Below are 7800 nucleotides of genomic sequence, written 5' to 3'. Positions count from 1 at the left end.
GGCTAGGCATTTTGAGCAAAAGGTAGGAAGCGGTTTCGCGGCTGGAATTGCCCGCAAAACAAAAGTTAGAGCAACTTCCAGCGAGACATTGAAATTGCTCTAACGCCCGATCTGCGCTCTTAGGCTGCGAAATATTTCTCCAGGTTGGATACGACCCGGTCAGCCATGGCTTTCCGGGTTTCCACGGTGGCGCTCCCCATATGCGGTTGCAGGACCACGTTGTCCAGCGCGAACAGTGCTTCGGGCGCTCTTGGCTCATCGACGAATACGTCAAGGCCGGCACGGCCAAGTTCGCGTGATTGAAGCAATTCCACAAGTGCAACTTCGTCCACCACACTGCCACGAGCGATGTTGATAAATGTCCCCTTGGATCCAAGTGCCTCCAGCACCTGCCGGGAAATGATGCCTTGCGTTGCATCGCCGCCAGGCAAAATTGCAATCAGCACGGCGCAATCGCGGGCCATCGCAACCAGATCGGAGTAATGCGTGTAAGATACGTCCGGCTTCTTGTTGCGGGTGTGGTAGACGACATCGCAACCGAAAGCCAGAAGCTTTTCGGCAATGACACTCCCGATACGGCCAAGGCCAACCAGTCCAACCTTTTTGCCTTCAATGCCCTGTGCCAGCGGTGCGCTCTCGCCCTTGGCCCAGCGTCCTTCGCGTACAAACCGGTCATTGGCGACGACGTCCCGGGTCGTGGCGAGCAACAGGGCAATGGCCATATTGGCCGTATCCTCGTTCAGAACATCGGGTGTATTGGCGACCTTGATACCCTTCTTGTTCGCATAGGCGACATCAAGCGAATCGGTGCCGACGCCAAACGAAGAGACAATTTCAACTGATGGCAGCAGATCGATCATATTGGCTGTCAGTCCGGTAAATGTGCTTGTCACCGCCGCACGAAAGCGGCCCGCATTTTCTTGCAGGAAACCCAGCGCATCCTTCTCTTCGTACAGTTTCTCCACCGCATAACGCCGCTCCAGCTCTGCAAGCAGGTAGGGCATGAGTGGGCCGAGCACGAGTACCGGGTGTTTTGCCATCAAATCACATTCCTCTAACGCACAATCCATTGTCGCATCGACCATAGCTAAACTTTCGCAACGAAGACAAATGCTTGTTGTTGAATTTATCCATGAAGCGTGTACCCGTATATGATTAATTGCAGTCGATAGCAGAAATTCCCTGCTGGCACTTGCATTACGGCATCCATTAGTATGAGAACAACAGACCAGAGGGCTTCGGAACGGAAACATGCCAAAGACAGTTGAGATTGCTGATCTGAAAAGAATCGCAAAGCGTCGCGTGCCAAAAATGTTCTTCGACTATGCGGATTCGGGTGCCTGGACGGAAGGCACCTATCGCGCCAATGAAGAGGACTTCCGCAAGATTCAGTTGCGACAGCGCGTCGCTGTCGACATGACTGACCGCACCCTCGAAAGCACGATGATCGGCGAGAAGGTCTCGATGCCCGTCGCCCTTGCCCCCACCGGCCTGACAGGCATGCAGCATGCGGATGGCGAGATGCTTGCGGCCCAAGCGGCAGAAGAGTTCGGTGTTCCGTTTACACTCTCCACCATGAGCATCTGTTCCATCGAGGATGTCGCGTCCGCAACGACCAAGCCGTTCTGGTTCCAGCTCTACGTGATGCGCGACCGGGATTTCATCTACAATTTGATTGATCGTGCCAAGGCAGCCAAATGCTCCGCACTGGTGTTGACGCTCGATCTGCAGATTCTTGGCCAGCGCCACAAGGACATTCGCAACGGCCTTTCGGCCCCACCCAGGTTTACGCCAAAACACATCTGGCAAATGGCCACGCGACCCCAGTGGTGCATGGGCATGCTCAAGACAGAACGGCGGACGTTCCGCAATATTGTCGGTCATGCCAAGGGTGTCGCCGACCTGTCGTCATTGTCAACCTGGACCGCCGAGCAGTTCGACCCGCGCCTTTCCTGGAACGATGTTTCCTGGATCAAGGAGCGCTGGGGAGGCAAGTTGATCATCAAGGGCATACTTGATGTGGAGGACGCCAGAATGGCGGTGTCCACTGGCGCTGACGCGATCATCGTCTCCAATCACGGTGGCCGCCAGCTTGACGGCGCCCCTTCATCGATTTCCGTGCTGGCCGACATCGTCGATGCAGTGGGCGACAAGATCGAAGTCCTTTTCGATGGTGGCATAAGGTCGGGGCAAGATGTGCTCAAGGCACTTGCGATTGGTGCCAAGGGCACCTTCATCGGCCGTGCATTCCTTTACGGACTGGGCGCAGGCGGCAAGCAGGGCGTAACTGAGGCACTGGAGATCATCCGCAAGGAGTTGGATATCACAATGGCGCTTTGCGGCGAAAGGGATGTAAAGAACCTCGATCGCAACAACCTTTACAAAAGCGGCCTTGAGACCAAGCCGCGAATGGCCGAGGTCAAGAAAAAGCGCGCAAGATCGACAGAAGCCTGATTTCAGAATGGACTCTTAAAGAAGCCGAGATCGAGCAATTGTTCTGAACCTTCGTATTGCACGGAGACTTCGGAGTTCAGGTTGTCGAGCTTTCCTGCCGTAATCGCCTCGAGCATGGTTTTGTATGCTCGGGATCCTTTGAAGTATTGACCACCCTCGATGGCCTTCTTCACGAACTCCTCCGTTTCACTGAAAAACTTGAAGTGCAGGAGTGAACCGTAGATTGGAGAAAAATTTCTATCGAACGGCCATGGTTTGTGAATGCTGATCGTGAATGCAATTTCGTGCTCCACGTATAGAAGCGGGTATTTCATCAATTCATCGTAGTGCTCGGGATCGGCCATCAACCTGTCTCTCGGCCCGCCCATCATCGACATGGTCGAGCTGGTCCGAAATAGCCGGTACCCTATCCGGTCGAACGAATTGGCAATCTGCCAAGGCATAACATCTGTAGAGCCATCAAAGATCGCTGCCTTTAGCGACTTCGATGGATAGCAATCGATCATCGGTGCAGGGCAGTGCAGTACCCCCCTGGCCTCAAGCGCGGTAATGAGCTCAGGCAGCTTCCTCGTCTCACATCGGTCATAGATAAAATACTCGTCGCAATCGACGTTCATATACCAGCGTTTCGTTCCGAATATCCGAACCAGGGCCTCGCGCCAAAGGTTGCCACCATTGGCCTGACGATATCGTACCTGCGAACCGAACACGTCGACATCGTTCTGCTCGAGCAGCTTTTCTCGGGTACCGTCTGTCGACTGGTCATCCACGCACAAGAATCGGGTGACCCCGAGGCTACGATAATGCGCAAGGAATGACGGCAGAAACTGGATACTGTTATGCGCCAGGAAAATGAGCGGTATGTCCTCGGGGCCAAGCGGGCGTACATCACCGGAACGCAGCGGAAATAGCTGAACCGGGTCGTGGCGCTTCCTGGCATTGATGTTGCGCCAGCGAGCAAGCAGCGTATGGCTTTTGCTTTTGGGGAAAGCGGCCGGACTGTCAGGACGGTATGGAAAGGGAATTTCCATCCTTGGGAACAGGAAAGATTGGTGTCGTTTCAATGGGTAGTCCGCCTTGAGAAAGAGCCGGCTTTTGATCGTCATCGCCCCAGAGCTCGACCGATTAAACGTGGCGATGTGCAACGTCAAGTGTGCCAGACGGCCATGACACAATCTCCGGACTGAAGAAGAAGTGGGGAAATGTGCACCAATTGGGCGATGGGAGGGGGTTTTTCTTTTCCGCGTTTCGTTTAAAACCCTACTGGGACTCTCAGATTAGAAGCGAGGCAATATGCAGAATGATCTTGATATCTACGTCGGATGGGACTCTCGCGAACCGATCGCCTATGAAGTCGCAAAGAGCACCGTACTAAAACATGCGACAATCCCAGTCCGGGTGATACCGATCAAACTGGACGAGCTCGTGGAAAAGGGCGCTTATACGCGCGATATCGATCCACTCGCCTCCACTGAATTTACCTATTCGCGCTTCTTCACTCCATGGCTCGCTGGGTATAAGGGCTGGGCATTGTTCTGTGATTGCGATTTTCTGTTCTTCGGTGACGTAGCAAAGCTACTTGCATACCGGGACGAATCGAAAGCCGTCATCTGCGTCAAGCATGACTACACACCGAAGGAAGGCACGAAGATGGACGGAAAGGTCCAGACCATTTACCCTCGCAAGAACTGGTCGTCCTTCATGCTGTTCAATTGCGATCATCCATCCACACGCAAGCTCACTCCGGAACTGATCAACCGCGAGAGCGGTGCCTACTTGCACCGGATGCAATGGGCACAGGATGACGAGATCGGCGAGGTTCCGGTCGAATGGAACTGGCTGGAAGGCTGGAATGAAAAACCAGCGAATGGCTATCCAAACGCCGTGCACTTCACCAATGGCGGGCCGTGGTTCAAGGATTGGCAGAATGTGGACTATGCCGATGAGTGGCGCGCTGCTGCAACCGCCGTCGACCCAAACTGGAAAGCGATCTGATCGTCAAATGTTCAACGTGAAAAGGCGCGCCTGCTTGGAGCGTCTTTTTTGCGACGAATGGTGGTCCACACTGTCTTAAACGAAGTCGTCGAGTGCCTCTTTTTTCCATAATGGCACGCCCGATGCCCGGGCGACGTTGGGGTCGGCCGTATAGATCGGATAGCCGCGATCAATGAGAGCCTGCAGGATCTGTTTGTCGGTGCCGGCATGCAAGCGCTTGAGATTGGCATCGTTGTAGACGTGCCCGGAGGAATCAGGATTGATACCGCTGATTATGACGGCTTTGGCTCCACTGACGATAGCGTAGAACACGGCGGTAATCCCGTTGGAAAATTTCATGTCATCGTCAATTTCAACATTGAGGCCACCCATGACCGCCTCATACATCGCCATACGTTTCAGGCGATTGACCATTTTTACATCATCATACGCGTAGTTGAACGCAGCGAGCCCCTTCTCAAGCGACTCGAGGCTTTTGGGCCACCGGACGACGTACAGAAGCCCGGTTCGCTTGCCGTTCAACACCTTGCGCACATGCAATGCGTTTGTAGTCTGCCCCTCGACCTGATTGAATTGCATGAAGGTCGCATCCGGAACCTCGATTCCCCATTTGTCGAGGACGGTTTGCGAACCGTTGACAGTAATGACATGAAAGCGGTCACCAAATCCGGCAGGAACCGTGGAAACCGGGGCCGATCCGACAACGACGACGGGGCCGGTGAACTTGACGGGATGCGAGGGCGGACGGGGGCGCAAGATTTTGTAGACCAGCGACCTGCGAATTCTGGTTAATCGCTCAGACCAGGACGACCCCATCTGATACAGCCTTCCGATAAGTCGTTCTTGGTTATCATTATCTTGGCGGCGGATAATGAGCTGGAAGATTGGTACGCCCAAGGGGAATCGAACCCCTGTTTGCGCCGTGAGAGGGCGCAAGTCGACCAATTTTGCCATTCGCTATCATCCGCCATCGTCTGAAATCCCCAATTATATCAATCATTCCCGTCCCTTATTGTACGAATACGTGCACTCGTGTATATTTGACAGATATTTGACGCAAAGGAAATATTTATGTCTCGCACGCTCAAGGAAGCCCCGCTCACTACTGGAAACGCGCGGAAAGCCCTGGGTAAAGGCATTCACTGGCGGTCGCTGGATGAAGAGGTTCATCTTGGTTATCGAAAAGGTGTTCGAGGCGGAGCATGGATTGTTCGTTGGTATAAGGGCAATCAGCAGTATCAACAAGAAGCATTCGCAATTGCCGACGATGTGTTTGAGGCCGACGATGATCGTATTCTGACTTTCTACCAAGCCAGCCGGATAGCGCTCGCACTTGCCGATCACAGGAAGATCCGCGCGAGGATTGCCGAAGTTGGTCCACCCGTCACAATCCAAGATGCTGTCGATCGATACATTACGGCAAAGGAAACCGAGCTGGCTCAGAAAGGTGTCGAAGACAATACCGGAGACACCCGCCGTCGCCTCACGAAGCATGTGCTTTCGAAAAAGGAACTTGTCGAAAAGCCACTGTACTTTCTGACGGAAAATGACCTGCGAAAGTGGCAGGACACAGCTGGCGTGTCGAGATCTACTCTCAAACGGATCATTGGGAATTTCAAAGCAGCTCTCAACGCTGCCGCAAAAACCCATCGCGCAACATTGCCTCCCGAAATTAATACTATAATCAAGCATGGGTTGGCGCTGTCCGATACGGCCGCCCCGATAGCCCGTCACGGCCAAGCACTCAGCCAAGATGTGATCCAGAAGATCGTCAACGCCAGTTTGATCGTTGACAGTGAAGATGGATGGGAAGGCGACCTGCATCGCATAATAGTTGTATTAGCGGCGACAGGCGGACGGTTTTCCCAAATCGCAAGGCTCAAAGTCAGCGACATACAAACGGAGAAAAAGCGGGCAATGGTCCCTGTCAGTCGTAAAGGACGAGGTGTGAAATCCAGAACGCACGTTCGCTTCCCTATCGATGATGAGATATCAACCATTCTTCTGCCGGCCGTGAGCGGACGGCGAGGCGACGGGTATTTATTGGAACGTTGGTATTCGGTCGAGGTACCGAGGGTAGAGGGCAAGCGCAACTGGACTAGAGTTAAGCGCGGACGATGGACGCATTCCAGTCAGCTCGCTCAGTCCTGGGCGCGTATTCTAGAAGTCGCAAAGCTTGAGACCAGTATAGTACCCTACGCATTCCGCCATTCGTCCATCGTGCGAATGCTTCGGCAACATCTTCCCGTTTCACTTGTGGCGGAGCTGCATGACACCAGCGTTGCTACCATAGAAAAACACTACGCCGCCGAAATCTCGGATGCTCTAGATGACATGGTAGCACTCGCAGCCCTCCCCCTCACCTCGGAGCCATCCAAAGTGGAACGCCTTAAGGTCGAAAAGAGAGCTTAAGCGATGAACATTAATTCCAAAAATACTTATCGCCCTTTGACCCTCGAAGCCATCGATCGCATTTGTGAAGCTGTCGCTGCGGAGTGGAAGACTGGTATGACGGACAATTTGGCTACACCAAAGGCGCGGCTAGAATTGTTAGATGAGCTACGCTGGGCCCTCACGCGCTGGCATACATGGCCCGAACTTACCGATGACAATCGCGCCAAGAAAAATAAAGATAATATCGCAAAAGTCAGGAATAAGGCTGGTGAACTTGCGGAACTATTGGCTGATGAAAAAAGTATAAGCAGATGGATTAGGCCGCGTTTAGACACCGGAACTGGCGATGGGTATGACGATATTATTCAAGTATTGCAAAACCTCGAATTGCGAGCCAGTTCAACGTTGGATGAATTGAGTGAAACCGCCGTTCTTGGCGGGCATGTCCCATCAAAACAACAGAGACTGTTTTTGGATTTGGCCAAAACCTATGAGAAATTCTTCCATGAAAAGCCAAAAGTTTCAAAGGACAGCACAGGGGACCATCCCACCGGACCATATGTCTGCTTCATTGAAGAATTACATAAGCAAATAGAGTTGCCAATGAAAAGGCATGCCATTGCCGCCGCCATAAAGTCCGCGAACGCCTTTAACAAACAAGTCGGGTAAGTCACGAGAAGTTTTTGCCTCTCACTTCTCCTGCCGGGAGGAAATCGGATTAGTTAAAGTTCACCCATGTTCAGGCACACATGGGTGAATCAAATGAATAAACTCGCAGTAACAATCCCGGAAGCAGTACAGATAAGCGGCATTGGACGCACAGTACTCTATTCAATTTTCAAATCCGGCGGACTGAAGCCCCGCAAAAGCGGAAAGCGCACTTTAGTGCTGGTGGACGAGCTGGAGGCTTACCTCAAGTCGCTGCCTGTTGGAACGAGCCACGACTGATTGGGTGAC

8 protein-coding genes and 1 tRNA gene are annotated in these 7800 nt (G+C 53.0%); 5 read left to right on the top strand and 4 right to left on the bottom strand.

What is annotated here, in order from left to right; genetic code table 11:
* Positions 1-119: 119 nt before the first annotated feature.
* Positions 120-1040: a 2-hydroxyacid dehydrogenase gene (locus tag K9U38_RS08025; protein WP_224493812.1), complete on the bottom strand. Its 921-nt coding sequence runs from the start codon at positions 1038-1040 to the stop codon at positions 120-122.
* Between the two features lie 211 nt (positions 1041-1251).
* On the opposite strand from K9U38_RS08025, the gene K9U38_RS08020 reads away from it, so the two are divergent.
* Positions 1252-2454, top strand: a complete 1203-nt coding sequence (locus tag K9U38_RS08020; RefSeq protein ID WP_224493811.1) for an alpha-hydroxy acid oxidase — start codon at positions 1252-1254, stop codon at positions 2452-2454.
* A 2-nt stretch (positions 2455-2456) separates the two neighbouring features.
* On the opposite strand, the gene K9U38_RS08015 is transcribed toward K9U38_RS08020, so the two are convergent.
* Positions 2457-3560, bottom strand: coding sequence for a glycosyltransferase family 2 protein (locus K9U38_RS08015; RefSeq protein WP_224493810.1), 1104 nt, complete (start codon positions 3558-3560; stop codon positions 2457-2459).
* Positions 3561-3747: 187 nt separating this feature from the next.
* On the opposite strand from K9U38_RS08015, the gene K9U38_RS08010 reads away from it, so the two are divergent.
* On the top strand, positions 3748-4449 hold the full coding sequence (locus tag K9U38_RS08010) for a glycosyltransferase (protein WP_224493809.1): 702 nt from the start codon (positions 3748-3750) through the stop codon (positions 4447-4449).
* 75 nt (positions 4450-4524) lie between these two features.
* Here the strand turns inward: K9U38_RS08010 and K9U38_RS08005 are convergent, their stop codons facing one another.
* Together K9U38_RS08005 and K9U38_RS08000 are read right to left on the bottom strand one after the other, a co-directional pair.
* A complete protein-coding gene (locus tag K9U38_RS08005; RefSeq protein ID WP_224493808.1) occupies positions 4525-5265 on the bottom strand; it encodes a membrane-anchored protein in 741 nt (246 codons plus the stop codon).
* A 69-nt stretch (positions 5266-5334) separates the two neighbouring features.
* Positions 5335-5407 (bottom strand) — tRNA-Ser (locus tag K9U38_RS08000).
* Between the two features lie 113 nt (positions 5408-5520).
* Between K9U38_RS08000 and K9U38_RS07995 the strand changes: the two genes are divergently transcribed.
* The 3 genes from K9U38_RS07995 (at position 5521) to K9U38_RS07985 (ending at position 7791) form a co-directional block, all read left to right on the top strand.
* Positions 5521-6861 carry a tyrosine-type recombinase/integrase gene (locus K9U38_RS07995; protein WP_224493807.1) on the top strand — a complete coding sequence of 447 codons (1341 nt, stop codon included), beginning with the start codon at positions 5521-5523 and terminating at the stop codon, positions 6859-6861.
* A gap of 3 nt (positions 6862-6864) precedes the next feature.
* Entirely contained in the window at positions 6865-7512 is a 648-nt protein-coding gene (locus K9U38_RS07990; protein WP_224493806.1) for a hypothetical protein, read from the top strand.
* Between the two features lie 93 nt (positions 7513-7605).
* A complete protein-coding gene (locus K9U38_RS07985; RefSeq protein ID WP_224493805.1) occupies positions 7606-7791 on the top strand; it encodes a helix-turn-helix domain-containing protein in 186 nt (61 codons plus the stop codon).
* Positions 7792-7800 lie beyond the last annotated feature (9 nt).

This window comes from Phyllobacterium lublinensis, assembly GCF_020164435.1.
Taxonomy (GTDB): domain Bacteria; phylum Pseudomonadota; class Alphaproteobacteria; order Rhizobiales; family Rhizobiaceae; genus Phyllobacterium; species Phyllobacterium lublinensis.
Note: the sequence above shows the minus strand (reverse complement) of the source record. Positions and strands in the feature narration are given on the sequence as shown.

Coding starts and splice junctions, on each gene's coding strand:
- K9U38_RS07995 (WP_224493807.1), top strand. CDS start 5,521: ATGTCTCGCACGCTCAAGGAAGCCCCGCTCACTACTGGAAACGCGCGG.
- K9U38_RS07985 (WP_224493805.1), top strand. CDS start 7,606: ATGAATAAACTCGCAGTAACAATCCCGGAAGCAGTACAGATAAGCGGC.
- K9U38_RS08020 (WP_224493811.1), top strand. CDS start 1,252: ATGCCAAAGACAGTTGAGATTGCTGATCTGAAAAGAATCGCAAAGCGT.
- K9U38_RS08025 (WP_224493812.1), bottom strand. CDS start 1,040: ATGGCAAAACACCCGGTACTCGTGCTCGGCCCACTCATGCCCTACCTG.
- K9U38_RS07990 (WP_224493806.1), top strand. CDS start 6,865: ATGAACATTAATTCCAAAAATACTTATCGCCCTTTGACCCTCGAAGCC.
- K9U38_RS08005 (WP_224493808.1), bottom strand. CDS start 5,265: ATGGGGTCGTCCTGGTCTGAGCGATTAACCAGAATTCGCAGGTCGCTG.
- K9U38_RS08010 (WP_224493809.1), top strand. CDS start 3,748: ATGCAGAATGATCTTGATATCTACGTCGGATGGGACTCTCGCGAACCG.
- K9U38_RS08015 (WP_224493810.1), bottom strand. CDS start 3,560: ATGACGATCAAAAGCCGGCTCTTTCTCAAGGCGGACTACCCATTGAAA.